The sequence below is a fragment of the Bradyrhizobium guangdongense genome (assembly GCF_006483445.1).
Classification (GTDB): Bacteria; Pseudomonadota; Alphaproteobacteria; order Rhizobiales; family Xanthobacteraceae; genus Bradyrhizobium; species Bradyrhizobium guangdongense_A.
Genome location: NZ_PPPT01000048.1, coordinates 19,789 through 44,193, shown reverse-complemented (window position 1 = coordinate 44,193; position 24,405 = coordinate 19,789). Strand labels below are relative to the sequence as shown.

Genomic DNA, 24,405 nt, shown 5'->3' with positions numbered 1-24,405 from the left:
CCGCGCTGATCAAGCGCATCGCGACGCCTCAGATCGAAATTCGCAAGCTTTTCGACCTGGTGAGAGACGACGTCATGGCGGCGACGGGCCGGCAACAGCAGCCGTTCAGTTATGGCTCGGTGCCGGGCAGCGAGGACTTCTACTTCCTCACCCGGAAGACGTCGCAACGGTGAACTGCAGGCATCGCTACTTGCCCTCCAGCGTATTGATGGGCTCCCATTCGGGAGGCGGGGGATTGTCGGCCAACCGTTTCGCCCTTTCGCGAAACAGCGCAGACGGCCGATCCGTCGCCGCCATCCGCGCAAAGCAGTCCACAGCGCGCCCAAACTCGCGGGCTCGCCAGCAGGCGAGACCTTCGGCGTAGGCCGCCGCCTTGAGCGATTGTTCGGGCGTGAGCTTGCCGGACTCGGCCAAGGGCTCGTAGATCTTGACGGGGTCGGAACGCCCCTTGACGCGGATTGCATCGAGTTCGCGCCAGGCGAACGTCCCGCCGGTCAATGCCACCGTCATTTCCGATGCCATGATCGACGAGCCGAAATACTTGTTCGCGCCCTCCAGGCGCGATGCGACGTTCACGGCGTCGCTCATCACCGTGTAGTTGAAGCGACGCCGTGATCCGATGTTGCCGACGAGCGCATCGCCCGAATTGAGCCCGACCCGATGCGCCAGCTTGTATCCCTGGAAGGAGACGTTGTTCTTGTTGAGCTCTTCGAGGCGTTCGCTGCAACGCAGTGCCGCGCGCACGGCGTTACAGGCATGTTCGGGATCGCTGACCGGCGCCCCGAACACCGCGACGATTGAATCGCCGACATATTTGTCGACGTAGCCGCCATAGCTCTCGATAATGTCCGTCATCGCCGACAGATATTCGTTCATCAGGGCGACGAGTGCGCCCGGCGACATTCTTTCGGAGAAGGTGGAAAATCCGGCGACGTCGGAAAAGAACACCGTGACATTGCGCATCTCGCCGCCGAGCTCGGGCATCTTTTCCGATGACAGCATGCCGTCGATGACCTGGGGTGCGAGGTAGAGCGCGAAGCTCTTTCGCAGAAAGCGTTCCTCCTGGTCGGCGACCACAAGACGATATCCGATCATGATCGCCAGGGCCGCGAGCCCCGCGAAAATGGGCTCGGTCAGCGGCAGGGCGAGCGGAGAATGGGTGAACGCCACCGCCGCGCCGAAAACATATGCCGCTGAGCATCCGAGATAGGTCAACGTCGCGGCGACCGGGGCGAGTATCCGCGCGGCGACCGCCGCCAGCCCGGCGAAGGCGATGGCTATCAAGGTGGTGTGCAGACGGCCGGGCTCGACCACGGCGTTGCGGTTGATCAGGTTGCTCGCGGCGGTGGCGTGAATGTAAACCCCTGCAATCGAGCTGCGCTTCACTTGGCGCGGAGCCGGATGCGCAGTCTGCGCGCAACGTGGCGCCCCGGCACTGTCGAGGCCCGTGACAAAGCGCTTCGACGTCAGCCGGCGGTCATCGAAATCGAGCAGCGTGCCGACGATCACGACCTTGCCGTCGAAATGCCTATGGAAAAATTCGCGATCGTCCTTGGCAACGCACGCATGCAGGTCCGCGAACGAGAAGGTCGGAACGTCCTCGCCGCCACCGCGGAAATTGAGGGTGAGCGTGTTCGGCACAGTGCTCGGGATCTCGTAGCCCGCCAGCGTCATGATGCCGCCCGGTGCGAGGATCGGCTCTGCCTTGAGCGCCCGGGCTGTCAGCTCGACCGCCATCGACGGCACCGGCTTGCCGCCGATCTCGAACATCAGCGGCAACCTTCGTACGACGTCATCGGAATCCGTGTAGACGTTGAGAGCGCGGATGTTGCTCTGCTGGCGCACGGCAAAGCGCTGTGCCGGAGCGGGGCGGACCGGCTGGTCTCGGCTCTGGATCTCGCCCAGAACCACCTTGCCGGCGGCTGCGCCCGTGGCGAGGGCGCGGAGAAAATCGCGATCGAAGCCGCGCAGCCGTGCACCCAGCAACTCGTCGCCATATGGAATCTCGGACTGCTCGATCGAGGTCGGAAAGATCACGTCCAAGCCGACGACCTTGGCGCCGCCGTCGATCATTGCCGTGAGCACCCGGCCGATCTCGCGGGTCCATGTCTGGGTCGGAGATCCCTGAAAGGGGGGCGTCTGATAGGTTTCCTCGTCGATGGCGACCACGACCACCGGTGCGGGCGAGGGATCGCGACGATCGCCGAGCCATCTCGCCCGCACGGCCGTGAGAGTGTCGATGGACAGGCCGTGTATCATCTCGAAGGCGGGCGAGGCGAAGGCAATTCCGCACACGAGTGCTGCAGCCGCACCGGTCAGGATATCCCGGTATTTCATGTGCCCAGCCGCCGCCGCCGGCGGCCCTCCTCACATCCGCAACAGACGGCCGATGAGCGGTGTCGGGCCGGCCTTGGCGCCGGAGTCGATCTTGAAGGTCAGCTTGCGCCCGCTGAGGCTTGCCGTGTAGATGCCTCCGGGCGTCAGCGATGTCTGGGTCTTGATGAAGTCGTAGAATTTTCCGCGCAGAAGAACGTCCTTCTTGATCGTGACCACATATCGCTCGCCCTGCACGTCGACGCGTTCGATGATCAACGTGCCGCTCACGCTCTTGATCTCCACGACCGGCGAGAGCCCGTAGAGGGTGAGCTGCGGCGTCGGAACGGTCGGCGCCTGCTGACCGGGGCCCATGGCTCGAAACGTCGTCGCTGCGCTCTGGCTCGCTTCACGATCCGAGAGTTTGATGGCATTCACGTCGCATTCGACCTTGACGCGCTGCACGTCGCTGAGATGAACCATGCTCTGCTCGGCGCCGACGACCGCGGTGCCTCCCGTGATGGTTTCGCGCCAGCATGATTTCATGTAGCCGAGCACGACCGAGGCGCCGGGGCCCAGCTTGATGACCTTCCCTGGCGCGACGAGATCCATGAACTCCACGCCAACGACCTTGCCTTGCACGTCCTCGACGATTGCTACCGGCGCTTGTGCGGCTGCCGCGGTGGCCAGACTGAGGATGCCGGCAATGGCGGTAATCAGGCTCTTCATGGCGCGATCCCTTCGAGATTTTCGCCATTTTGAGCGACTGCCGACCGGAGACCTTGATCTGGGTCATTTTGAAGCCGGATGAGTTCCGCATTATTATGGCATGTTTGAATCTGCAAAGCTGAAGCATCACGTCGACAAGGCCGTCTATCGCCGCGAGGAAGCAAAACTCCGGTCGGCTCTGCTCAATGCTCAATTTGAGCTCAAGGAGCAGGGACGATTTCCGGTGCTGATCCTGATCGCGGGCGTCGAGGGGGCAGGCAAGGGCGAGACGGTGAACCTGCTCAATGAGTGGATGGACCCGCGGCATATTCACGCGCGTGCATTCTCCCAACCGTCGGACGAGGAGCGCGAGCGGCCTCCGGCGTGGCGATTCTGGCGCGCTCTCCCGCCCAAAGGCGAGATCGGTATCTTCTTCGGTGCGTGGCACACGATGCCGATTGTGCAGCGTGTTATGGGCCAAATTGACAAGGGCGAGTTCTCGACCGCCGTCGGCGAGATCCAGCGCCTGGAGAAGATGCTCTGCGACGAAGGCGTCCTGCTCGTCAAATACTGGTTTCATCTTTCGAAGGGCCAGCAGAAGAAGCGGCTTCATGCGCTGGAGCAGGACCCGAAGACCCGTTGGAGGGTGACGGACGTCGAGTGGGACTACTTCAAGCAATACGACCGCTTCATCAAGGTGTGCGAGCCCTTCCTGCGCGAAACGTCGACGGGTGAGGCGCCGTGGATCGTGGTGCCGGGTGCCGATCCTCACTTCAGGGCGCTGACAGTCGGACGCCATCTGCTCACCGTGATGCGCAAGCGGCTCGACGAAGAGAACCCCAAGGCGCCACCGAAGAAGGCGGCACCGAAGAAAGCCTCTCCGCTCCCCGCGCCGACCGACCGGCTGAACGTGCTGAGCGCGCTCGAGCTCGACCAGAAGATGACGAAGGATGCTTACGGGCAGGAGCTCGAGGAATGGCAGGCGCGGCTCAATCTGGCCTCGCGCGATCCGCGCTTCAAGGCGATGTCGGTTGTTGCGGTCTTCGAGGGTAACGACGGAGCAGGTAAGGGCGGGGCGATCAGGCGCGTCACCCAGGCGCTGGACGCGCGTTGTTACGACAACGTGCCGGTCGCGGCGCCGACCGAGGAAGAGCGCGCACAGCCCTATCTCTGGCGATTTTGGCGGCATTTGCCGCGGCATGGCAACCTGGCGATCTTCGATCGCTCCTGGTACGGCCGGGTGCTCGTGGAGAGGATCGAGGGGTTCTGCTCGGATGCGGACTGGATGCGGGCCTACGGCGAGATCAACGATTTCGAAGACTCGATGGTCCGTCACGGTTCGGTGGTAGTGAAGTTCTGGCTGGCGATCAGTAAGGACGAACAGTACCGCCGCTTCAAGCAACGCGAGAAGGTTGCCTTCAAGCGCTTCAAGATCACCAAGGAAGATTGGCGCAACCGTAAGAAATGGGACGGCTATGAGGCCGCGGTGTGCGACATGGTCGATCGCACGTCGACCGCGTCCGCGCCATGGACCCTGGTCGAGGCGAACAACAAGTACCATGCCAGGATCAAGGTACTGAAGACCCTGTGCACGGCGATCGAAGACCAGCTCGATCGCATTCCGAAGAAAGCGATCGGCAGGAAGTCGAAATAGCCGATCAGAGCATCCCGAAACGGCATTTGGGACCCGCCGCGTCGGCGGCGGGCACCGTTAGTCTCGAATCAGACGCTCATCGAGCTGTTGTTTACCGTCCGGCTTCCTGCTTGGTCTCCAGATTCGTGATCTGGACCCGGCGATTTTCCGCAGCATATGGATCAGCCGTATTCTTGAGCTGCTCCTCGCCATAGCCCGCCGTCACGAGCGTGTCGTCGGCGATCTGGAATCTGCGGACCAGAAAATCCTTGACCGCCTGCGCCCGACGTTCCGAAAGCCGTTGGTTGTAGTCGTCGCCGCCTTTCGCGTCGGTGTGCCCGCCGATGAGATAAACGCCACCCTTGAGCTCGGCGTTGCTGAGCGCGCGGCCGAGATTGACCAGATCCGGCGCAGCCCTCGACGAGATTTCCGCCGAATTGTAATCGAAATAGATCTCGAGATCGATACTCGGCCTTTCCTTGGCAATGGACGCAAGCTCACTCCGCTGGTCGTCGGTGAGCGAGCGCGACTTGGATGCCCGCAGGCTCTTGATGAAGTTCTGCCGTTTGACGTCCTGCGGTGGCGCCGATCCGGACAGGCTGCGCGCGATCGGGGGCGCCCTCAGCGCGTTGAGGATCTGCGATTCGCTGGGCCGTTCGGCCGCGCCCGCGAACCCGCAGCCGGCAAACAACAAGAGGCCGCCCGCGATGTACGTCAGTGCGCGAATGAAACCGTTCCCGGGGTGCTGGTATCTGGACATGGTCCCTCGCCCTCTACGTGAATTCTCGCGGCACATTAGGATCGAAGTGCGCTTCGCGGCCTTGATGAAGATCAAGGGAACAAGCCGATTTGAGCTTAGAAACAACTGACGCCAAGGGTTGCGATCGCATGCGGCGAGGAGTCGCGAGTCTGGGGAGAAGTCCCGAAGGCGAGCAGCTTCGGGGCCGTTCTCGCTTGGGAGCAAACTGGATGAGAGTGCCGCCCGTTCTTTTCATCGCCTGGGCCCACGTCACGAACCGGTTGCGGCAGACATTCATCGGTGTGATCGGCGTTGCCACGGGCGTGGGCTTCACGATCATGATCTCCGGTGTCATGGAAGGAAGCCAGCGACAATTCGTCGGTACGCTGATCGACGCGATGCCGCACATCACCATCACCGACGAACGCTTGTCGGTGTCGCTGCAGCCGGCCGAGCAGGTTTACGGTGCCGCGCAGCGATCGAATTTCACCGCGACCGAAAAGCGCCCCGGCATCTCCAATTCGAACCTCGTACTGGGCTCGCTTAGGAACTGGCTGCCCGGCGCCATAACCCCGTCCGTCAAGGTCACGGCCATGGTCTATTCCGGAAACGCGCGTTTCGGCGTGACGGTGACCGGGATCGATCCGCGCCAGGAGGAGACGGTGTCCAAGCTGGCGAAGCAGATCGTCGCCGGCGAACTTTACGGCTTGTCTCGGGGATCCAATGCCGTGCTTCTCGGCCAGGCCTTGGCGACCAAGATCGGGGCGCGCGTCGGAAGTACGCTGACGATTACACCCGGAACGGGCGCTCCGGTCTCGGCATCGGTGGCCGGAATCTACAAGTCCGGCGTGCGCGAAGTCGATGAACGGCGGATTTACAGTCTGATGCGCACGGCCCAGATGCTCGCCGGGCAGCCGGACCTGGTCAACGAAATGAGGATTCAGCTCAATGACGCGTTCGTAGCGCCGGAAGTTGCCAGCCGGGTTCAGAGCCAGATCGGTTACCGGGCGATACCCTGGCAGGAAGCCAATGCAGACCTGCTGTCCTCGTTCAAGGTTCAGGAGAAGATCACGAGCGTGATCATGGCCGCCATGATGCTTGCGTCGACATTCGCCATCTACAGCATCATATCGACGATCACCAATGAGAAGCGCAACGACATCGCGATCATGAAGTCTCTCGGGATGAAGGAATACTTCGTCCAGACCATCTTCATCATCGAAGCCGCGATGATTGCCGTGGTCGGAATTCCCGTGGGCTGGTTGCTCGGCTATCTCTTGTGCGTCGGCATGACGCACATCAAGTACTCGAACCCGATCACGGAAGGCACTCTCGCGATCGCGATCTACTACTCTCCCGTCCATTACATCGTGGTGGCCTTGATTACCTTGGCATGCTGCCTGTTGTCGGCCTTCCTGCCAGCCAGAAAGGCCAGCCGGGTCCACCCCGTCGATATCATACGCGGTGCAGCATGAGCGAAGTCGTTGTGGAGACGAAGGGTCTGGTGCGTCGCGTCGAGAGTGGCGCCACGATGGCGACGATCGTCAACGGCATCGACTTGACCGTCTACAAGGGCGAGTTCCTCGCGATCACCGGGCCATCCGGATCGGGAAAGTCGTCATTGCTCTATCTCATCGGACTGCTCGATGCGCCTACCGAAGGTGAAATACTGATTTGCGGCCAGGCCACGTCCTCGATGTCCAACTCGGAGCGTGCCGACATGCGCCTGACCAAGCTCGGCTTCGTCTTCCAGTTCCACTTCCTGCTGCCGGAATTCACCGCGTTGGAGAACGTGATGCTGCCGATGCAGACGCTCGGCACATTGTCGATGGCGGAAATGCACGAGCGCGGAGCGAAACTGCTGACGTCGCTGGGTCTCGGCGATCAGTTGAACCGCATGCCGAGCCAGCTTTCTGGCGGCCAACGTCAACGCGTCGCGATCGCGCGCGCTCTCGCCAATGACCCCGCGGTGATCGTGGCGGACGAGCCGACGGGAAACCTCGACACTGTTTCGACGGACCAGGTGTTCGCGATCCTGCGCGATGTCGCAAACAGCGGTCGCACGGTGATTGTCGTCACCCACGACGTGAGCCTGGCGGCGCGTGCCGATCGGAGGGTCAACGTGGTCGACGGCAAGATTTCCGGGATCTTCGTCCAGGAGCACGGCAAGGCTCCCGCCGAGCAGCCGAGCGAGACAGCCAAGGCCTGAGAGGCCGGTCGTTGCCGACCGCGCCCATCGCTGAGCCGGGTCAGTCTATCGCGGTGCATCCCTGCGGGCGTTGCTCACGATGTCGTTCAACTGGCTCGACAGCATGCCCGCGAGTTCCTGGTCCACGGAGTCACGGCCCGCCTCGGGGCGACTGTCAGGTTGCGTGAAGCTCGTCGCGGACGGCTGCGACCCCTGGGCGACAACCGGATTCTCGATCCGCACGCGTTTGCCGTCGGCGAGCTCCTTTCGCGCCGGCACCAGCAGGACCGCCCCTGGCACGATGCTTCCCTTCACTTCCGTCGCACGGGTGCCGCGCACGCCGGTCGTCACCGCCACACGCTTGATGCGACCATCGGTGACGAGCTGCACCGTGCCGTCCAGGATTGCTTCATTCGGGACGACCATGGCGGAGGGGGTTTCCCGGAAGATGATATTGACTTCGACGTTCATGCCGATCTTCAGCGGCGTGTTGGCCGGCAGCCTGAGATAGACACGGAAGGATTTTTTCGTGGGATCTCCCTTGGGGGTGATCTGGGAGACGCTCGCGCGCATCGACTGGTTTTCGAAAGCCTCGTTCGTCAAAAGGGCGGTCTGGCCTAAGGCGACATGCAGGATGTCCTCCTCGTTGATCTCGGCGACGACCTGCAGGGGCGAAGCCGTCCCGACCCAGAACAATACGTCGGTCGGCCCGACGATCTCGCCCACCTCGCCGTCGCGGCGCAGGACCAGCCCGTCCATGGGAGCCCGCAATACCAATCCATCGATACGGGTCTTCTGGGCCGTGATCCGCGAACTGGATTGATCGACGGCGGTCCTTCGCTGCTCCAGCTCCGCCTTCGGCTTGTCATCCTTGATGGCCCGGTCGAGGTCCCTGATGTTCTGCTGGTGGGCCGCTTCCAGCTCCCTGAGCTGGGCCGTCTCTTCAGCATTGTCTTGCTGGCCGAGGACCTGGTCCTTTTTGACCATGGAGCCCTCGCAATGACACAATTGGACGAGGCGCTTCCGTTGAACCGGCACGACCTTGGCCCATTGGATCGGCTCGACGATGCCGCTGCCATAGACGAACTCGGAGACCGGCGCGAGCGTTGCGGTCCCGACCTTCACGAGCGGCGGCCGGCCGTAGTAGTAATAATATCCGCCACCACCCAGACCCAACGCCAGGACGGCGAATGCAGCGCCGCGCAGAGCCTTCATCACAGCCGGTGCCACCGACGTTCTCCTTGTTCGATGTGATCAGCGTATTCCGTAGGAATTCAGCTCGTCGCGGACTCCAGGATCGATCGCGGTCGCCGCCTTCATGTCGGTATTTCCGGCGCTCGACTTCCCTTGGCGCGTATAGGCGAGGCCGCGCCCATAGAGGGAGGTCGCCAGCCTTGGCTTCAGGCGCAGGGCATCGTTGAAGTCTGAGATCGCGGCGTCGAGCCGACCGAGCTGCAGGTTAGCAAGGCCCCTGCTGTCGAGGGCGTCGACATAGTCCGACCGAAGGCGTAGCGCTTCGTTGCAGTCGGTAACCGCCATCTGGCCCAAGCCGAGTGCGACGTTGACCCAGCAACGGTTGTTGTAGGCTTGCGGATCGTTCGGATTGAGTTCGATCGCACGACCGAAGTCCTTGCTGGCGAGTTCAAATTCTCGCAGCCGTGCCAGGATATTACCTCGCTTGTAATAGGCGTCCGCATCCCGCGGATCGCGGTTGATCGCATCCGTCAGCCTGTCGTACTCGGCACCGCGCCGGCGGTCGCTCGGGGGATGCTCGACCGTGGGTTCGGATGGCCGGATGACGGCGACCTGGCTGCTCGAGGGCCCGATCGACTGGGCCAGCCGCTTGGCTTCGGCGACATCGGAGCCCGTCATACGGCCCATCAACATGTCCAGAAGCCGTTGTGCGCTGCGCTGGATTTCCGCGGAATTCGAACTCGTCGCGGCCGTTGACGCCCATTTGTAGGCATCCACGTTGTTCCTGGGGACGCCCCTGCCAATGGCATACATTTCGCCGACGACAAGACGCGCCTGGGGATGACCGCGTTCGGCGGCGGACAAGAACCACCGGAACGCCTCGGAGTCGGACTGCGAAACGCCGACGCCCTGAGCATACAGCGCTCCCAGGTAGAGCTGGGCCTTGCTGTCTCCTTGCTGGGCCGAGCGCAAGTAGCTCTCAGCCATCCTGACGTCGGCGTTCTGCGCGTTGCAGATGTTCGCGCCCAGGAGGATCAAGAGGACCATGAGCACGGCTGAGAAAAGAGCCCTCTGCATGATTTCAGCAATCTCTTTCTAGCCCGGCCGAGCGGCCGCGGCCGTGAACATTTTGATCCATTTAAATATCCGCGTCGGAGTGCGGTTTGATCTTCCGCAAAAGTGGTGGGAATTTCCCCGCGTCCCGTCCGGCGGCAGGATGTTGCGCTAGCGCAAGGTCGCGGCTACCCGCCCAGCGGAAGATGGTGCAGGAGGGAGCCATGGGAGGCTTGCGGCTGTGCTTGATCGGATTGGCGTGCTGGCTGTTGGCCGTGTCGGCTGCGGCCGCGCAGGCCGAAAAGCGTGTCGCCCTGGTTGTCGGCAACGGTGCCTACAAGCATGCGCCGGTGCTGCGCAACGCGCCGCTCGACGCCACCGACATGACCGCGAAGTTCAAGGCTCTCGGATTCGAGACATTCGGTGGTATCGATCTCGACCGGGCGGCATTGATCAAGGCGCTGGTCGCCTTTGGCAGGGCGGCAGAACGCGCCGACGTGGCGGCGCTGTTCTATGCCGGTCATGGTGTTCAAGTAAACGGTCAGAACTATCTGGTGCCGACCGATGCGCAGGTCGAATACGAAGCCGAGCTCGACGTGGCGCTGGTGTCTCTCGAACTCGGTATGCAACAGTTGCGGCGCGGCAGCCGGATCAACATCGTGATGCTCGACGCCTGCCGCGATAATCCGTTCGCGCAAAGCCTGTCGCGGACGATGGGGACACGTTCGGCAGGTGCGTTGGGGCGCGGTTTGAGCCGCGTGCCGGCGGTGTCGGGTACGTTCGTGGCCTATGCGACGCAGCCGGACAACGTGGCGCTCGACGGCGACGGACGCAACAGTCCGTTCACGACGGCGCTGCTGAAGCACATCGAGGAGCCGGGACTCTCGATTTCGGACCTGATGATCGAGGTACGCAACGACGTGATGCAGTCGACGAACGGCAAGCAGGTGCCGTGGGATTCCTCGTCGCTGACCGGACGCTTCACCTTCAAGATCGAGGGCACGGTCACGGTCAAGCCGGGAACGGGCTCCTCGGAGGAGATGTTGTTCTGGCAGTCGGTCAAGGACTCGCGAACGGCAGGCGAGATCGAAGCCTATCTGACCCGCTATCCGCAGGGCGTCTTTGCCGATCTCGCGCGCGCCCGCCTCGCCGAGATCGAGCGCAAGCCGCCACCCGCCGGTCAACAGGACTCCGATCGCGCCGGCGGAGCGACGCCGTTGCAGAGGGTGTTGACGGTACCGTTGACGCCGGGCGCCTGGACCGCCGTCGGTCTGCAGACCGGTCGGGTTCGCGGAACCGGACGGGGTGTTGCCCTGATCGGCGGTGCCTGGACCAACGGCCGGGTGATCAACGGACGGCAGGACGGCATCACCGCGCAATCGAGCGAAAGTTTTGATTTCAGCAATGGTGGCGATGTCTATGTCAGCTTCAGCGCCAATGGTGCCGGCAAGTACATGTCGTTCACGCCGCGGCTCGTTTCAGGTGTATCCGTTCCGTATATGTCGACGCACAATTCCTGGGCCGCAGCGTCGTGGTGGCCGATGGCCTGCCGCTGTTCGCCCATCTCCGCATTCAGCCCGACGGTACCTATCGGCTCGTCATCGCGTCCGGCGACTACGACGTTCGGGGCGGGGGCGTGCTTCTGCGGTCCGCCGGCAAGCTGACCAAACTGTCGGCCCCGTTGGAGCTGCACCTCGGCGACAATTACGCGAGCGAGCAGGCGGGTCTGTTGGTCACCGAAGCCACGGTGCGTCTCGACGCGGCCAAGGCAGCTTCGCGTCCCTGATGGCTTCTCGAGAGGTAGAACGACGAGGTCGGAATTCGCCTCGTCCTGGAGGTCGATCATGTCTGTTAGGTGCGCCGCCGCGCAGAACCGCCGAGCGTTCCGGGTTGACCGGTGGCTGAAGAACAGTGTCGCGACGGCCACCGCGCTCATGGTCATGCTCGCGACCGCACGAGCGGCTCCGCTGCCGCCGTTTCCTCCGGTGACGATTTGCGGCGTCGTCGTCGAGCAGTCCTGGACCCCGGCAAGGCACGAGCCGGGCCGGACCGGCTTTTCGGGCAGTCTTGGACGCGATCGGACGTTTCCCGCCCGCCTTCGTGTTGTCCTGGAGAACTACACGGGAATTGACGCGACGGTCGCGCGAAGGATCAACGGATTTCTCAGCGCGACCGAACTATCGGACGTCGATCGCGTGGTCGTTCTCCTGCCGAGCGACAATCCCGACCTGCTTCGTGGCGTCCACCGTCTCTGCGTCGAGGGTTTCACCGTCCGCGGAGACGAAGGCGGAACATGGACAGCCTATCTTCGGCTCGTTCCCGCGAAAAATTGAGCGCTGAGGCACGATGAATCAATCCGTTTGGACAAGGTAGCGGCGATGGAAATTGCTTCGAGGCAGACCGAAGCCGGCCGCAAGCCTACGGAGGCGAAGATGGTCAGGACCATCAACCTCGCGCTCCAGGGCGGGGGTGCGCATGGCGCTTTCACCTGGGGCGTGCTCGATCGGCTGCTGGAGCAGGAAGATCTCGCTTTCGAAGGGATCAGCGCAACGAGCGCCGGAGCGATGAACGCGGCCGTCTTCGCCTACGGCCTTGCAGTCGCCGGCCGCGAGGGAGCGCGCAAGGCACTCGCCGATTACTGGGCGCGCGTCAGCCTGCTGGCCACGCAGGGGCCGTTGCAGCCGAGCTTCGTTGACCGGGTGACGAGAAACTACAAGCTGACTTGGTCTCCGATTTTTTCCGGCATGAGTCTCTTGACGCGCGTGCTGTCCCCGTATGATTTCAATCCCGCCAATCTCAACCCGCTCCGCGACATTGTCGAGAAGTCCGTCGATTTTGACGTGCTGGCGCGGCCGGACTGTCCGGTGAAACTCTTCCTTTCGGCGACCAACGTTCGCACCGGCAAGGTCAAGATCTTTACCGGGAAGGAGATCTCCTCCGCCGCTGTGCTGGCTTCAGCATGCATTCCTACGGTCTTTCATGCCGTCGAGATCGACGGCGAGGCCTATTGGGACGGCGGCTACATGGGAAATCCTGCGCTCTTCCCGCTGATCTACAATTGCAGAGCATCCGATATCGCGATCGTTCACATCAATCCGCTGATGCGCAAGGAGTTGCCGCGAACGGCCGAGGAGATTGCAAACCGCATCGACGAGATCAGCTTCAATTCGTCGCTGATGCGGGAGATGCGGGCGATCAGCTTCGTCACCCGGCTCGTCACGCAGCACCGAATCGTCGGCGAGGAGCTGCCGCATGTCCTGATCCACAGCATCGCCGATGATACCTTCATGACGACGCTGAGTTCGACGAGCAAGGCGAACGCCGATTGGTGCTTTCTCACCTATCTTCGCGACCAGGGGCGGAAATGTGCGGATGACTGGCTTGCGAAGAACCTCGTCAAGGTCGGTGTCGAATCGACGGTCGACATCGACGCCGTATATCTCTGAGGCGGCCGCAGTTGGCCGTCACGAGGCGACCCGCCTGTCTGCGGCACGGTCGTGCTCGGCCTCCCGGACGATATTGATGGTCCGCAGCACGCTGGATGGATTCACGCTGATCGAATCGATGCCGAGCCCGGCCAGGAACCTCGCGATGTCCGGATAGTTCGCCGGCGCCTCGCCGCAAATGCCGATGTGGCGGCGATTGCGTTTTGCGCCCCGGACCGCCATTGACAGCATTTGCAGCATGCCCGGGTCGCGTTCGTCGAAGTCGAATGCAACGATCTCGGAATCCCGATCGACGCCGAGCGTGAGCTGGGTCAGGTCGTTGGAACCGATCGAGAAGCCATCGAACAATTCGGCGAACTGGTCGATCAGGATGACGTTGTTCGGAATCTCGCACATCATGAATATCTCGAGGTCGCCTTCGCCTCGCTTGAGACCGTGCTCTGCCATCGCTTCAATGACCTTGCGCGCCTCCTCGACGCGCCGGCAAAATGGGATCATGATTTTGAGATTGGTGAGCCCCATGGTTTGCCGGACGCGCCGCAAGGCCGCGCATTCAAATGCGAAGCCTTGTGCATAGGCGGGATGGGCGTAGCGCGCTGCGCCCCGAAATCCGAGCATCGGGTTTTCTTCACGGGGTTCGAAATCGGCGCCACCGAGAAGATTCGCGTATTCGTTGGTCTTGAAATCGGAGAGGCGCACGATCACGGGGCGGGGATGGAACGCGGCCGCGATGGTACCAACCCCCTCCGACAGGCGTTCGATGAAGAAGTCGGAGGGCCGCTTGTGGCGGGCGGTCAGCAGCTTGATTTTCCGCCGATCTTGCGCCGAGGTCACCTTGTTGGGACGGGCGAGCGCCATCGGATGGATGCCGATGTGCTGGTTGATGATGAATTCCATGCGCGCAAGGCCGACGCCATCGCTCGGCAGCAGGGCGGTCTTGAACGCGATTTCCGGATTGCCCAGGTTCACCATGATTTCCGTGTGGGGCTTTTGAAGCCCTTCCGTCGCGATCTGCTCGACGTCGTAAGCTAGCTTGCCCTCGAAGACATGGCCGATATCGCCCTCGGCGCAGGATATGGTCACGGCCGCACCCGTCTTCGCTCTCTTGCTGAAGTTGCCGGTCCCGACGACCGCCGGCACCCCAAGTTCGCGCGCAATGATGGCGGCATGGCAGGTTCTGCCACCATGGTCGGTGACGATGGCGGCAGCGAGCTTCATCACGGGCTCCCAGTCCGGGCTGGTGGCCGTCGCAACGAGCACCTCGCCCGGTTGAAACTTGCCGAGCTCCCGTTCGTTCTTGATCAGGCGGATGCGACCGGCCGCGATCTTCTCGCCGACGGCGCGGCCTTCGGCGATCGCCTTGCCTGGCGTTTTCAGGACATAACGCTCGAGCGCTTCCGGCTTGCGGCGAGATGCGACCGTCTCCGGTCGGGCCTGGATGATGTAGAGTGCGCCGTCCTTGCCGTCCTTCGCCCATTCCACGTCCATCGGCGTCGGCTTGCCGGCCCTGTTCGAATAGTGGCCTTCGACCAATACCGCGCATCCTGCCAGCGTCAGAACCTCATTATCGTTGATACAGAACCGCCGGCGATCGTTCGGCGCCGTCGCCACATTGCGCGTGGTCTTGTGGCCGCGGCCGTAGACCATCCGCTTGGCCTTGCCTCCGAGGCGGCGCGACAGCACGGCGCGGAAGCCGGCATTGAAAGTCGGTTTGTGGACATAGAATTCGTCGGGGTCCACGATGCCTTGCACGACGTTTTCGCCGAGGCCATAGGCGCCCGTCACGAATACGACGTCCTGAAATCCACTCTCGGTATCGAGCGTGAACATGACGCCGCTCGCCGCGAGGTCGGAGCGGACCATCTTCATGACCGCGACCGACAGCGCGACCTTGAAGTGATCGAAACCGTTGTCGATCCGGTAGGAGATCGCGCGGTCCGTGAACAGCGAGGCAAAGCAGCGACGACAGGCGTCCATCAGCTCGTCTGCGCCGCGGATGTTGAGGAAGCTGTCGTGCTGGCCGGCAAAGCTTGCCGTCGGGAGGTCTTCAGCGGTGGCCGAGCTGCGGACGGCAACTGCCGTGTTGCGTCCATATTCCTGCTCGAGTTGCCGATAGGCCTGCGCGACCTGCTGGCGGAGATCCTTCCGATCGGTTGCGGAATAGACGATAGCGCGCGCGGCCGCGGCGCGTCTGGCGAGGTCGCTGATCTTTCGCTTATCGATCCCGGTGAGCAGGGGGCGGAGCTTGTCCCACGCGCCCGCCTCGGTCAGGGCGTCGCGATAGGCGGCTGCTGTCAGGGCAAAGCCGTTCGGGACCTTCACGCCTTCGGGTGTGAGTTCCGAATACAGTTCGCCAAGCGACGCGGTCTTGCCTCCGACGAGCGGCACGTCGGCAAGACGGATATCCTTGAACCAGCGGATATAGGCTGAAATGTCCATCGCGCGGGTTTCCTGCGCTGCAACGTGGTTGTACCGTGGCCGGCATTGTCCGGCATCTGCAAGCCATCGGTTTGCGAAAGATCAAGCGCTTGGCGACGTCGCCGCCGCGCGGCAGCGCTGACAAGGCGTACGTCCGGCCGGCTCGGTCAGGCCGCCGTGAGCACGACCTACCCGGCGAGACGTTCGACGTCATCAGGTAAGCAAGGCCCGCGGGATTCATGAGGGCCGCGGCGCCGGCAGCAACGGCGCGCCGAAAGCAGTGTTCAAGAGCCGCCCCTGATGCCATCCCGCACACCAGTGCGCCGAGAAAGCTGTCGCCTGCGCCGACGGCGCCAACGGGCGTAATCGCAAGCGGCTCTGTGCGTAGCACCTGCTCTCGGGTCACCAGCACGGCACCCAGATGGCCCATGGTGAGAGCGACGGTTGCCGCCTTGCCGCTGCGGATCAGGGTGCTGGCATCATTGGCAGGCGCTGTGCCGGTCCTTCGGACACGACGACATCCTGACCGATCCTCGTTTCGCGACCAATGCGGCTCGGGTCGCGAGCATGCAGCAGACAGATGAGATGGTCACCGGATGGACCATGACCAAGACGCGTCAGGAATTGATGGCGGCGGCCAAGGCCTTCCGTTTTCTCTGTGCGCCAGTGCGGGATCTCGCGGAGGTCATGAGCGACCGGCATCTTTTCGAGCGCGGCGTGCTGCAGTGGATCGAACATCCCGAGCTGGGGCGTGTCGTCCTTCCCAACAGTCCATTGCGCTTTCACGGCGTCGATCCTGTCCGAGCCGAGCCGAGCCGCGCTTTGGGGGCAGACAACGACTCCGTCTACGGAGCCTGGCTCGGGCTTCCGGCCGAAAGGCTTTTGGAGCTGCGTTCCGCCCGAGTCATATGAGGTTCTCGTTGTCGTCCGTTGATGAACCGGTTCATAAAGGTTTTCCCGGAGCCTCTCGCGAAGACGGGCCGCCGGCAGTCTACTTCCGCCGCGATTCCCGCTTATGCGGCGTCGCGATCGCGACGGCTGCACACGAATCGCGCACCACGAGCTCCGGCGCGAAAGCCAGCCTCCGTGGCTCCGTGCTGGCGGATTCGATGCGTTCGAGCAGCATTCGCGCGCAGGTCGCGCCAATCTCCGTAAAGTCCCACCGCAAGACGGAGATCGCCGGATACGCCAGCAGGGCGAGGTCCGAATCCGCGCCGCCGATGACCGAGATATCGCCGGGAACGCGAAGATGCGTGGCACGGATTGCCTTCAGCACGCCGGGCAACATGTCGATGCCACCCGCGATGATCGCCGACGGCCTATTCGCCCGCTCGAGCGCAACGGCGGTCTCCCGGAATCCCGTGGCTGCATCGAACCCGGCCGTGCGAACGAGCGTCGGGTCGACATCGAGCTTCTGCGCGGCGAATGCCCGCTTGTAACCCTCCACGCGCGCGCGGGCGGGGTAGATGTTCAATGGGCCCGTCGACAGGAGGATGCGTCGATGCCCGAGCGAGAGCAGGTAAGTAACGGCCTGATGTACCCCGCTCGCATGATCGACCTGCACGATGTCATGTGCGCCATCGACCTCGCGGTCGAACATCAGGACGGGAAAGTCGAGATCATTCCGTGCCTGCGCCAGATCCGTGTCGACCTCGGACGATGTCGTGGTGATCAGCCCCTCGATCCGGCGCTGCCGGAAGCGTCGCAGCAGCTCGAGCTCGCGATCCTTCCGGTTGTCTGACGAGCAGATCAGCAGGCCATAGCCCGCGTCTTCAAACAGATCCTGCGCCGCCCTCACAAAGCTCGCGAGTACGGGCGTGGTGATGTCGCGCACGATGATGCCGATTTCGCGGGAGCGGCCCTTGCGGACCTCTTGTGCCGCGCGGTTCGGCACAAAGCCGAGCATTTTGATCGCAGCCAACACCCGCGTCCGATACGCCGCTTCGACGTTCGGCGCACCGTTGATGACCCTGGAGGCGGTTCCGATTGAGACGTCGGCCTCCCTGGCTACGTCGCGAATAGTGATCCGTTTCACGCAAAAAACCCTCGCTGGGCAGAGCTTTAGAGCTGGTCATACAACGAAAAAACCGGTGCGCCCAGCATTCCTGAGCCCATCGACTTGACTCGTTTATGAAACGTTTTATTGCGCGCGCGCCGATCGCCGATCGCCGATCGCCGATCGCCGATCGCCGATCGCCGACCACCGCTGCTGTCGCTTCACCGCGCGCGGTTTCTCCGAAAAATGCGCGATTGGGCACACGGGGAGGATATGGATCTTTCAGTCAGCGAAGAAATCACCACGATCCGTGATGCTGTTGTGCGCTTCATCGATCGCGAGGTTGCTGCGATCGAGCGAGATAACCACTCTTTGCTCGCTTCGGAGCGCCAGCTTTACGACGCGTCCGGTCGCTATGCGCCCGAAGTTGTGGCTCTGCGCAAGGGTGGAATCACCGGATTTCTTGTTGAGGCCTCCACACGAGGCTTCAGCATACGGCAGCGGAAGACCTGCCTCGGCTGCGTGATCGGCGTAGTTCAGCCCGATTGCGACAAATTTTCCGACGCCCGAAACAGGCACTCCAAACCGGGGAGTGCCTGCGACGACCGGCAGCGAACGCGAGTACCAGATGGAGCGGGGAGGCACCTGGGACAAGGGAAAGGGCTGCGATACCTTCGGTCCCGTCGGCCCCTGGCTCGTCACGACAGATGAGGTGCCGAATCCAGGGAGGCTCGACATCTGGCTCGAGTTGAATGGCCGCCGAATGCAGCAGGGAAGCACGCGAACAATGGTCTTCGGCTGCGCCGAGATCGTCAGCTACGTAAGCCGGTTCATGACGCTGATGCCTGGCGACATCATCGCGACGGGGACGCCTCCCGGAGTGGGTATGGGCATGAAGCCGGATCCGGTCTACCTCAGGGCTGGCGACGTCATGACACTCGGCATTCAGGGACTTGGAACGCAGCGTCAAGAGGTGACGACCTGGGCGCCTTCGAAGGGGATCGCTTGATGTTCGCGGGAAGATTCCAGGCTCGGACCGCGATCGTGACCGGCGCCGCATCCGGGATTGGACGCGACGTCGCGGATCGCTTGCGGGCCGAGGGCGCGGTGGTGTCGCTGTGGGCCAGCGAGCACGCTGTGGACTTGGCCATGAAGCGAAGCATGGCCGCGCTCGGCGGTCGCCTCGCAGAAGCGGCGGTCCTTTTCCATTACGTCGAGACTCCGAACAGCTTGCGCACTGCCGGCAGCCACTCGCCGGTCATCGTGAACTCAAGCCCGAGCCGCGCTCCGCAGGCGATCGCCAGCATCGTCACGGGGGCCGAGACCGAAAGCGTCGAGAACGCGCTGAGGCCCTGACCGATGGTGCATCCCATCGACATGATGCCACCGATGCCCATCAGGAGCGCACCGATCATGTGACGCTTCAATTCGCGGGCATCGTCGCAGGCCTCCCAGCGGAAGCCGCGCGCGAGCATCGCGGCGGCGAACGAACCGGTGATGACGCCGGCGACCGAGCCGATGCCGAAATTCAGCCGGGCACCGGAGAAGGTCGCGATATAAAGGATAGTGTCTCCGAGCGGTGCGACGAAGCTCAGCGAGGAGACGCGCACGGGATCGAATTCGTCGTCGGCAAGCCACCCCGTCGCGAACCAACCGAATGCGATCGCGGCGCCGACCGCAAGGCCGGAGGCGAGCAATCGCGGCGACCGGATCAGCCTGCCGTCCGCGAGCGCCCAGAAGGCGAGCGCGGCGCCAATTGCTGCGACGAGGATCGCGCGCGCGGCACCGCCCGCGCCGAGCAGCGAGGTCAGTGTCTGATTGCTGCCTTCGGCGAGCTGCACGGACAATGGCTCGATCAACGTGACGCGTAGCACGCCGGTGATGCCGCGCATGGTCGCGAGTGCCGAGAGTCCGAGCACGAGAAAGACCACGATGGCGCGCAAATCACCGCCACCGACGCGCACGAGCGTGCCGAAGCCGCAGGTGCCGACCAGCGCCATGCCGACGCCGAACATCAGCCCGCCGATGATCGCGCCGCCCAGGCCGATCGATGCCGTCAGATAAATCGACCGTGACAGATCGACGACGCCGAACTCGGCGAGCGCTTGCGTAGCCAGCAGTGCCACGGCCGTAGCCAGCGCGAAGGATTTCAGTCGGCGATAATCCAATCCGAAGAACGCGTCCTCGAGCATCGCGAGCGTGCAAAACCGACCGGCGCGGCCCGCAACGCCGAGTATGCCGCCAGCAGCCAGCCCGCATGCAAATGCCATGGTCGAAGGACTCAGCATGCCTCCCCGGAGTGTTTGTTTGCTTGTCGGGCAGTCTGCGCCGGGAAGGTGCAAAAATCCAGAGCAGAGAATTACCGGCGGCGCCGGCGCACCGGCTCGCAGAACACATCGTAGATGGCGGTGAGAATCTTGCGCACGTCCTCGTTGGCGAGACTGTAGTAGATCGCCTTGCCGTCGCGGCGTGTGGTGACCAGCCGGTCGAGTCTCAGTCGTGCGAGTTGCTGGGAGACCGTCGACTGCCGCTCGCCGAGGAACTGCTCGAGCTCGGTTACGGATTTCTCGCCTTCGGCGAGGATGCACAGCAGCAGCAATCGGGACTCGTGCGACAAGGCCTTCAGCATGTCGCTGGCCTCGCGCGCCTTCTCGATCATCTGCTCGAGCTCGGCCGATCCCTCGATCTCCTTCAGCTTTGGCAATGGCATCGCGTCAAATTCCCCTGAGCAAGATCCTTAATGAGCGGTCACGACCGTCGCGGCTCCGACCCTGCGCCGGTCAGGATCCGGTCCAAAAGGCCGAAGAAGAAGGCATCTCCCGGATAGCCGCGAATGCGCCCGATCTCCCGGCCTTCTTTTACCACGACGAAGGTCGGCGTGAAGGCGCCGGGATCGATTCCGGCGAGATCGGCGGGCAAGGGGCTGTTCAGGTCGACACGGCGCAGTGGCGCAGCCTGACTCTCCTCGGTCTTGGCGTAGACCGGCGCGATTTCGGCATTGAAGCGCGCGCACCACACGCAGCCAGCACGCTCGAACATGACGAGCTCGGCCGCGCGCGATCCGGTTGCGGATAGCGCGAGCGCGACGGCGAGCGATGCGATGATTCGGTTCATCCTGCGTAACGGACCTCTGGACTTCTTCGTCTCTTTATATCATTAAATTCGCATATGTAATAGGGGTGAGGTGCCATGACCTTGGACGTCACGCTGGGTGCGGCCTTCGTCGCGGGCCTGTTGTCGTTTCTGTCGCCCTGCATCCTACCCTTGGTACCGCCCTTTCTCTGCTACATGGCGGGCGTCTCGGTCACGGATCTGTCGAGCGCGAAACCCGATCTGCGGCCGCGCATCCTGGTCTGGGCGCTGGCCTTCGTGGCCGGCTTCTCGCTCGTCTTCATTGCGCTCGGCTCGACCGCTTCGATTGCCGGACGCTTCATCTCCGCCCATCTTTCGACGCTCGGCGTCGTCGCCGGCGTCCTGATCATCGTCATGGGCCTGCATTTTCTCGGCGTGTTCAGGATTCCGCTGCTCTATCGCAGCGCGACGCTGCAGGTCGACAACCGCCCGACGGGCGTGGCGGGCGCCTTCGTCATGGGGCTGGCGTTTGCGTTCGGCTGGACGCCCTGCGCAGGGCCCATTCTCGCGGCCGTCTTGCTGATGGCGGGCTCGGAGGAGACGACGGGACGAGGGGCGCTGCTGCTCTTCGCCTATTCGGTCGGCACCGGCATTCCTTTCCTGATTGCGGCCGCCTTCACCGGCCGTTTCATTGCGGTGCTTGGTCGTGCGCGCCGGCATCTCGGCCTGGTCGAGAAGACGATGGGCGCCTTCCTGGTTGCGACCGGACTGATGTTCCTGACGGGGATGATGCCGGCGGTCTCGGAATGGCTGCTCGAGCGTTTTCCCGGGCTGACCAGTATCGGTTGAGACTAACCGTAACGGAAATCGAGGAGCTGCGCGTAGGATTGCAGCTCGATCAGGTAGCGATGCACGAGCGGCCCGTCGCCAGCCATCGCGGCATGGGCGATCTCGCCGCTGCTAGCGATCGCGCCGTCGATCAGGCGGCGAAATTCACCCTGCCCGGAGACATCAGCGCTGGCCCAATCGTTACAGCGCTGCAGACGATCGCGGAATGCGCCTGCCGCGGCAACGGTATCCTCGGCGCGTGCCGACGCGGGTTGCTCACCGAATCGCGTGGCCGCGACGCGCAGCCTCTCCATTGCCGGCGCGATCTCGAAGACGCAGTCGCCGAGATCGTAGAGACCCGCTTGGCGCCTGAGCTCATGAAATGACCGGCGGAGCGCAAGCAGCTCGCGCCCGGCGGCGGCAGTATCGCCGTTGTCAAGCGCGCGCGCCACCGCCGCAAGCCGTTCGCCGTCCCTGGCAAGAAATTCGGCCAGCGCAGCCGGCGCGTAGGGCGGGGGCAGGGCAATAACACTGTCCTGAAGCCGCTTCCACGCCGCCAGCGCCTCGTCGATTTCCATCTGCGCCAGCGCGACGTTTCCGGTACGTGCATAGCTCGCGGCCGTGCGCAGATTGGCCATGATCGGCGGGATTGCCGTTGCGAAATCCTTAGGGCTGCCGGCCTCGGCGCCGAGCCCGCTCGAGGCGAGCCATGCCAGCATGATGATGATGATGCAGCGCAAGATGGGAAATCCTTGTCATATTCGAGTATTTGAATATCATAATGAAAATGACCGATGCGCAAGATCTTCCGGGGCGCAGATCCCTGATGTCGTTCAGCAGGCCGACGCGGCGCGGCTTTCTCGCCTTGGCATCGGCGGCTGCCTTTGCCGCGGGCCGCGGCGAGGCGGCGGCCGAGCCGGCGGTCGGCGACGACGGGCTGTATCACGAACCATGGTTTCTCCAGAGCTTCCTCGACCTCCGCGAGGATCTCGAAAGTGCTGCTGCCAGCGGCAAGCGCCTCGTGATCATGTGGGAGTTGCGCGGCTGTCCCTATTGCCGCGAAACGCATCTGGTGAACTTTGCCGATACCGACATCACCAACTACATCCGCGACAATTTCGAGGTGCTGCAGCTCAATCTGATCGGCTCCCGTAAGGTTACGGATGTCGACGGCCAGGAATTGTCGGAGAAGGATATCGCCCAGAAATACCGGATCAGGTTCACCCCGACGTTTCAGTTCTTTCCGCCATCGCCGGCCGGTATCGAGGCCAAGGAACCGCTGGCGCGCGAGGTTGCGCGCGCGCCGGGCTATCTCAAGCCGCCGCATTTCCTGGCGATGTTTCGCTTCGTTCGGGAGCGGGCCTATGAGCGCGGCTCGTTCCGGGATTTTCTCGCGACCAACGGCTAGCTGACCGCGGTTTGCGAATTCCGCTTGACGCCGTCGTTTATATGAACATATCATAATAACTGAATTTGATGGAGCGTGAGTCCATCGCAATCAAAGGCGGGCGTTACCTCGCCAGAGGGTAGGGAACATGCGGCGCTCGCTTGCGGCTGCGTTTGCACTGTGTCTGTCGGCAGCCGGCGCTTGCGCCCAGGAGCCGGCGAAGACGCCGATCACGCTCGATATCGCCAACGACTCCTTGCCGAAATCCCTGACTGGCGCGCCCGGCAGTGCCGCGGCTGGCAAGAAGGTGTTTCTGACGCGCACGCTCGGCAACTGTTTGGCCTGTCATCAGGTCACCAGCCTGAAATCCGAGGAATTCCACGGCGAGTTCGGTCCGTCGCTCGATGGCGTGGCCGGCCGCTATACCGAGGCGCAATTGCGTCTCATCGTCGCCGATCCCAAGCGCATTTTCACCGACACGGTCATGCCGGCGTTTTTCAAGAACGAAGGCTTGAGCCGGGTGCGGCCGGAATTCGTCGGCAAATCCATTCTGACGGCCGCGCAGGTCGAGGACGTCATCGCTTTTCTCAAGACGCTGAACTGACGGCGAGGAGGATCAGGAATGAAGGCCATCAATCGACGGCAGGCATTTGCGCTCGGGGGCGGCTTCGTCATGCTGACCCTGATGCCCATGGCCGCGGACGCTGAAGTGACGAACGATGCGGCCAAGTGGATCGAGAAGTTCACCGGCGGCAAGCAGCCTGCCAAGGGCAAGATTTCGCTCGACCTGCCGGAGATCGCGGAGAACGGCAACACCGTGCCGCTGTCGATCAGTATCGAGAGCCCGATGACCGCTGAGTCCCACGTCAAGGAGGTCATGCTTCTCGCCGACGGCAATCCGAACGCCGGCGTTGCAACGCTGATGTTCACGCCGCTCTCGGGCAAGGCGGAGGCCTCGGTCCGGATCCGGCTCGCCGCCACGCAGAACGTGGTTGCGATTGCGAAGATGAGCGACGGATCGCTGTTCACGGAGCAGAAGACCGTGAAGGTGACCATCGGCGGCTGCGGCGGCTAGGGCTCAAGGAGAGAACAATGGCAGACAAACCGCGTATCAAGCTTCCCAAGGAGGCAGCCAAGGGTGAGGTCATCCAGATCAAGACCCTGGTCGCTCACGTCATGGAATCTGGCCAGCGCAAGGATGCGCAGGGCAAGCCCATTCCGCGCAAGATCATCAACAAGTTCACCTGCGAGTTCAACGGCCGACCAGTCTTCGCTTGCGCTCTCGAGCCGGCGATCTCGGCCAACCCGTACATCCAATTCGATGCCAAAGTGGAGGAGGCCGGGACGTTCAAATTCTCCTGGACCGATGACGACGGCTCCGTGATCACGGCCGAAGAAAAGATCGCGCTCAAGGCGTAAGGCCGAGAGCT

24 protein-coding genes and 3 pseudogenes are annotated in these 24,405 nt (G+C 63.0%); 14 read left to right on the top strand and 13 right to left on the bottom strand.

The features are described from left to right. Positions 1 to 186: 186 nt before the first annotated feature. Both C2U70_RS07725 and C2U70_RS07720 read right to left on the bottom strand, forming a co-directional pair. Entirely contained in the window at positions 187 to 2,337 is a 2,151-nt protein-coding gene (locus tag C2U70_RS07725) for an adenylate/guanylate cyclase domain-containing protein (protein WP_140977405.1), read from the bottom strand. Between the two features lie 30 nt (positions 2,338 to 2,367). Further along, a complete protein-coding gene (locus C2U70_RS07720) occupies positions 2,368 to 3,042 on the bottom strand; it encodes a hypothetical protein (protein ID WP_140977404.1) in 675 nt (224 codons plus the stop codon). Positions 3,043 to 3,142: 100 nt separating this feature from the next. Here C2U70_RS07720 and pap point away from each other — a divergent pair, with 100 nt between their 5' ends. Beyond that, the gene (gene pap / locus C2U70_RS07715; RefSeq protein ID WP_140977403.1) at positions 3,143 to 4,675 is read left to right on the top strand and encodes a polyphosphate:AMP phosphotransferase; all 1,533 of its coding nucleotides are present in this window, start codon (positions 3,143 to 3,145) and stop codon (positions 4,673 to 4,675) included. Positions 4,676 to 4,766: 91 nt separating this feature from the next. On the opposite strand, the gene C2U70_RS07710 is transcribed toward pap, so the two are convergent. Continuing rightward, positions 4,767 to 5,489: an OmpA family protein gene (locus C2U70_RS07710; RefSeq protein WP_246666694.1), complete on the bottom strand. Its 723-nt coding sequence runs from the start codon at positions 5,487 to 5,489 to the stop codon at positions 4,767 to 4,769. A 134-nt stretch (positions 5,490 to 5,623) separates the two neighbouring features. Between C2U70_RS07710 and C2U70_RS07705 the strand changes: the two genes are divergently transcribed. Both C2U70_RS07705 and C2U70_RS07700 read left to right on the top strand, forming a co-directional pair. Then, positions 5,624 to 6,868 carry an ABC transporter permease gene (locus tag C2U70_RS07705; protein ID WP_186294122.1) on the top strand — a complete coding sequence of 415 codons (1,245 nt, stop codon included), beginning with the start codon at positions 5,624 to 5,626 and terminating at the stop codon, positions 6,866 to 6,868. 56 nt (positions 6,869 to 6,924) lie between these two features. Beyond that, entirely contained in the window at positions 6,925 to 7,602 is a 678-nt protein-coding gene (locus tag C2U70_RS07700) for an ABC transporter ATP-binding protein (RefSeq protein WP_246666693.1), read from the top strand. Positions 7,603 to 7,647: 45 nt separating this feature from the next. On the opposite strand, the gene C2U70_RS07695 is transcribed toward C2U70_RS07700, so the two are convergent. Then, the gene (locus C2U70_RS07695) at positions 7,648 to 8,811 is read right to left on the bottom strand and encodes an efflux RND transporter periplasmic adaptor subunit (RefSeq protein WP_140977401.1); all 1,164 of its coding nucleotides are present in this window, start codon (positions 8,809 to 8,811) and stop codon (positions 7,648 to 7,650) included. A gap of 24 nt (positions 8,812 to 8,835) precedes the next feature. After that, a complete protein-coding gene (locus C2U70_RS07690; protein ID WP_186294121.1) occupies positions 8,836 to 9,822 on the bottom strand; it encodes an SEL1-like repeat protein in 987 nt (328 codons plus the stop codon). Between the two features lie 230 nt (positions 9,823 to 10,052). Between C2U70_RS07690 and C2U70_RS07685 the strand changes: the two genes are divergently transcribed. The 4 genes from C2U70_RS07685 (at position 10,053) to C2U70_RS07675 (ending at position 13,274) form a co-directional block, all read left to right on the top strand. Continuing rightward, positions 10,053 to 11,492 (top strand): caspase family protein, encoded by a 1,440-nt coding sequence (locus C2U70_RS07685; RefSeq protein ID WP_186294120.1) that lies wholly within the window; start codon positions 10,053 to 10,055, stop codon positions 11,490 to 11,492. Next, positions 11,465 to 11,614, top strand: a complete 150-nt coding sequence (locus C2U70_RS32885) for a hypothetical protein (protein WP_186294119.1) — start codon at positions 11,465 to 11,467, stop codon at positions 11,612 to 11,614. The genes C2U70_RS07685 and C2U70_RS32885 overlap by 28 nt, the downstream gene beginning before the upstream one ends. A gap of 58 nt (positions 11,615 to 11,672) precedes the next feature. Next, positions 11,673 to 12,161: a hypothetical protein gene (locus tag C2U70_RS07680; protein ID WP_140977398.1), complete on the top strand. Its 489-nt coding sequence runs from the start codon at positions 11,673 to 11,675 to the stop codon at positions 12,159 to 12,161. Positions 12,162 to 12,260: 99 nt separating this feature from the next. Beyond that, positions 12,261 to 13,274, top strand: a complete 1,014-nt coding sequence (locus C2U70_RS07675) for a patatin-like phospholipase family protein (protein WP_246666692.1) — start codon at positions 12,261 to 12,263, stop codon at positions 13,272 to 13,274. 18 nt (positions 13,275 to 13,292) lie between these two features. Here C2U70_RS07675 and ppsA read toward each other — a convergent pair whose 3' ends face one another. After that, on the bottom strand, positions 13,293 to 15,713 hold the full coding sequence (gene ppsA, locus C2U70_RS07670; protein WP_140977396.1) for a phosphoenolpyruvate synthase: 2,421 nt from the start codon (positions 15,711 to 15,713) through the stop codon (positions 13,293 to 13,295). Between the two features lie 280 nt (positions 15,714 to 15,993). Further along, positions 15,994 to 16,122: pseudogene (locus tag C2U70_RS33425) on the bottom strand (1-phosphofructokinase family hexose kinase); the annotation flags it as partial. A gap of 14 nt (positions 16,123 to 16,136) precedes the next feature. Between C2U70_RS33425 and C2U70_RS07660 the strand changes: the two are divergent. Further along, positions 16,137 to 16,604, top strand: coding sequence for a CoA transferase (locus tag C2U70_RS07660; RefSeq protein ID WP_186294118.1), 468 nt, complete (start codon positions 16,137 to 16,139; stop codon positions 16,602 to 16,604). A gap of 79 nt (positions 16,605 to 16,683) precedes the next feature. Here C2U70_RS07660 and C2U70_RS07655 read toward each other — a convergent pair whose 3' ends face one another. Together C2U70_RS07655 and C2U70_RS07645 are read right to left on the bottom strand one after the other, a co-directional pair. Next, positions 16,684 to 17,727, bottom strand: coding sequence for a LacI family DNA-binding transcriptional regulator (locus tag C2U70_RS07655; RefSeq protein WP_210243899.1), 1,044 nt, complete (start codon positions 17,725 to 17,727; stop codon positions 16,684 to 16,686). Positions 17,728 to 18,183: 456 nt separating this feature from the next. After that, positions 18,184 to 18,303 (bottom strand): annotated as a pseudogene (locus tag C2U70_RS07645) (2-hydroxyhepta-2,4-diene-1,7-dioate isomerase); the annotation flags it as partial. Between C2U70_RS07645 and C2U70_RS07640 the strand changes: the two are divergent. Beyond that, positions 18,299 to 18,697, top strand: a pseudogene (locus C2U70_RS07640) (fumarylacetoacetate hydrolase family protein); the annotation flags it as partial. The pseudogenes C2U70_RS07645 and C2U70_RS07640 overlap by 5 nt on opposite strands. A 199-nt stretch (positions 18,698 to 18,896) precedes the next feature. Here C2U70_RS07640 and C2U70_RS07630 read toward each other — a convergent pair. From C2U70_RS07630 to C2U70_RS07620, 3 genes are all read right to left on the bottom strand, one after another. Further along, entirely contained in the window at positions 18,897 to 19,976 is a 1,080-nt protein-coding gene (locus C2U70_RS07630; protein WP_140977395.1) for a YeeE/YedE family protein, read from the bottom strand. Positions 19,977 to 20,047: 71 nt separating this feature from the next. Beyond that, entirely contained in the window at positions 20,048 to 20,398 is a 351-nt protein-coding gene (locus tag C2U70_RS07625; RefSeq protein ID WP_074116877.1) for an ArsR/SmtB family transcription factor, read from the bottom strand. 38 nt (positions 20,399 to 20,436) lie between these two features. Further along, entirely contained in the window at positions 20,437 to 20,802 is a 366-nt protein-coding gene (locus C2U70_RS07620; RefSeq protein ID WP_140977394.1) for a thioredoxin, read from the bottom strand. A 75-nt stretch (positions 20,803 to 20,877) separates the two neighbouring features. Here C2U70_RS07620 and C2U70_RS07615 point away from each other — a divergent pair, with 75 nt between their 5' ends. Next, positions 20,878 to 21,609 carry a cytochrome c biogenesis CcdA family protein gene (locus tag C2U70_RS07615; protein WP_140977393.1) on the top strand — a complete coding sequence of 244 codons (732 nt, stop codon included), beginning with the start codon at positions 20,878 to 20,880 and terminating at the stop codon, positions 21,607 to 21,609. A 2-nt stretch (positions 21,610 to 21,611) separates the two neighbouring features. Here C2U70_RS07615 and C2U70_RS07610 read toward each other — a convergent pair whose 3' ends face one another. After that, positions 21,612 to 22,307: a hypothetical protein gene (locus C2U70_RS07610; protein WP_246666690.1), complete on the bottom strand. Its 696-nt coding sequence runs from the start codon at positions 22,305 to 22,307 to the stop codon at positions 21,612 to 21,614. Positions 22,308 to 22,414: 107 nt separating this feature from the next. Between C2U70_RS07610 and C2U70_RS07605 the strand changes: the two genes are divergently transcribed. The 4 genes from C2U70_RS07605 (at position 22,415) to soxZ (ending at position 24,394) form a co-directional block, all read left to right on the top strand. Continuing rightward, on the top strand, positions 22,415 to 22,996 hold the full coding sequence (locus C2U70_RS07605; RefSeq protein ID WP_140977392.1) for a SoxW family protein: 582 nt from the start codon (positions 22,415 to 22,417) through the stop codon (positions 22,994 to 22,996). A gap of 127 nt (positions 22,997 to 23,123) precedes the next feature. After that, positions 23,124 to 23,579: a sulfur oxidation c-type cytochrome SoxX gene (gene soxX / locus C2U70_RS07600; protein WP_140977391.1), complete on the top strand. Its 456-nt coding sequence runs from the start codon at positions 23,124 to 23,126 to the stop codon at positions 23,577 to 23,579. A gap of 18 nt (positions 23,580 to 23,597) precedes the next feature. Continuing rightward, positions 23,598 to 24,050 carry a thiosulfate oxidation carrier protein SoxY gene (gene soxY, locus C2U70_RS07595; RefSeq protein WP_140977390.1) on the top strand — a complete coding sequence of 151 codons (453 nt, stop codon included), beginning with the start codon at positions 23,598 to 23,600 and terminating at the stop codon, positions 24,048 to 24,050. Between the two features lie 17 nt (positions 24,051 to 24,067). Continuing rightward, positions 24,068 to 24,394 (top strand): thiosulfate oxidation carrier complex protein SoxZ, encoded by a 327-nt coding sequence (soxZ, locus tag C2U70_RS07590; RefSeq protein WP_140977389.1) that lies wholly within the window; start codon positions 24,068 to 24,070, stop codon positions 24,392 to 24,394. Positions 24,395 to 24,405: the final 11 nt, after the last annotated feature.

Excerpts from the sequence above, each read along its gene's own strand:
- C2U70_RS07610 (WP_246666690.1), bottom strand. The coding sequence starts at position 22,307 with ATGCTGGCATGGCTCGCCTCGAGCGGGCTCGGCGCCGAGGCCGGCAGC.
- C2U70_RS07675 (WP_246666692.1), top strand. The coding sequence starts at position 12,261 with ATGGTCAGGACCATCAACCTCGCGCTCCAGGGCGGGGGTGCGCATGGC.
- C2U70_RS07605 (WP_140977392.1), top strand. The coding sequence starts at position 22,415 with ATGTCGTTCAGCAGGCCGACGCGGCGCGGCTTTCTCGCCTTGGCATCG.
- C2U70_RS07690 (WP_186294121.1), bottom strand. The coding sequence starts at position 9,822 with ATGGTCCTCTTGATCCTCCTGGGCGCGAACATCTGCAACGCGCAGAAC.
- C2U70_RS07705 (WP_186294122.1), top strand. The coding sequence starts at position 5,624 with ATGAGAGTGCCGCCCGTTCTTTTCATCGCCTGGGCCCACGTCACGAAC.
- C2U70_RS07725 (WP_140977405.1), bottom strand. The coding sequence starts at position 2,337 with ATGAAATACCGGGATATCCTGACCGGTGCGGCTGCAGCACTCGTGTGC.
- C2U70_RS07680 (WP_140977398.1), top strand. The coding sequence starts at position 11,673 with ATGTCTGTTAGGTGCGCCGCCGCGCAGAACCGCCGAGCGTTCCGGGTT.
- ppsA (WP_140977396.1), bottom strand. The coding sequence starts at position 15,713 with ATGGACATTTCAGCCTATATCCGCTGGTTCAAGGATATCCGTCTTGCC.
- pap (WP_140977403.1), top strand. The coding sequence starts at position 3,143 with ATGTTTGAATCTGCAAAGCTGAAGCATCACGTCGACAAGGCCGTCTAT.
- C2U70_RS07720 (WP_140977404.1), bottom strand. The coding sequence starts at position 3,042 with ATGAAGAGCCTGATTACCGCCATTGCCGGCATCCTCAGTCTGGCCACC.
- C2U70_RS07625 (WP_074116877.1), bottom strand. The coding sequence starts at position 20,398 with ATGCCATTGCCAAAGCTGAAGGAGATCGAGGGATCGGCCGAGCTCGAG.
- C2U70_RS07615 (WP_140977393.1), top strand. The coding sequence starts at position 20,878 with ATGACCTTGGACGTCACGCTGGGTGCGGCCTTCGTCGCGGGCCTGTTG.
- C2U70_RS07700 (WP_246666693.1), top strand. The coding sequence starts at position 6,925 with ATGGCGACGATCGTCAACGGCATCGACTTGACCGTCTACAAGGGCGAG.
- soxZ (WP_140977389.1), top strand. The coding sequence starts at position 24,068 with ATGGCAGACAAACCGCGTATCAAGCTTCCCAAGGAGGCAGCCAAGGGT.
- soxX (WP_140977391.1), top strand. The coding sequence starts at position 23,124 with ATGCGGCGCTCGCTTGCGGCTGCGTTTGCACTGTGTCTGTCGGCAGCC.
- C2U70_RS07685 (WP_186294120.1), top strand. The coding sequence starts at position 10,053 with ATGGGAGGCTTGCGGCTGTGCTTGATCGGATTGGCGTGCTGGCTGTTG.
- C2U70_RS07630 (WP_140977395.1), bottom strand. The coding sequence starts at position 19,976 with ATGCTGAGTCCTTCGACCATGGCATTTGCATGCGGGCTGGCTGCTGGC.
- soxY (WP_140977390.1), top strand. The coding sequence starts at position 23,598 with ATGAAGGCCATCAATCGACGGCAGGCATTTGCGCTCGGGGGCGGCTTC.
- C2U70_RS07620 (WP_140977394.1), bottom strand. The coding sequence starts at position 20,802 with ATGAACCGAATCATCGCATCGCTCGCCGTCGCGCTCGCGCTATCCGCA.